1 protein-coding gene is annotated in these 400 nt (G+C 59.0%); it reads left to right on the top strand.

Annotated features, from left to right (window positions below):
• Positions 1-400 (top strand): hypothetical protein (locus tag ACTHUT_RS22295; protein ID WP_440419993.1); only part of this gene is annotated, 400 nt, incomplete at both ends.

Raw genomic sequence — 400 nt, 5'->3', positions numbered from 1 at the left:
AAGCTAAGACAGCGGCAGCTGCGGCAGACACTAAAGCGGGTCAAGCTTTAACGAAAGCAGGCGAAGCAGCACAAGCGGCAGCGGCAGCAGATACCAAAGCGGGTGAAGCTAAGACAGCGGCAGCTGCGGCAGACACCAAAGCGGGTGAAGCTAAGACAGCGGCAGCTGCGGCAGACACCAAAGCAGGTGAAGCTAAGACAGCGGCAGCTGCGGCAGACACTAAAGCGGGTCAAGCTAAGACAGCGGCAGCTGCGGCAGACACTAAAGCGGGTCAAGCTAAGACAGCGGCAGCTGCGGCAGACACTAAAGCGGGTCAAGCTTTAACGAAAGCAGGCGAAGCAGCACAAGCGGCAGCGGCAGCAGATACCAAAGCGGGTGAAGCTAAGACAGCGGCAGCTGC

Source organism: Neisseria sp. P0022.S010 (assembly GCF_051956635.1).
The sequence above is the reverse complement of the archived record's forward strand: the minus strand, read 5'-3'. Positions and strand labels throughout refer to the sequence as shown.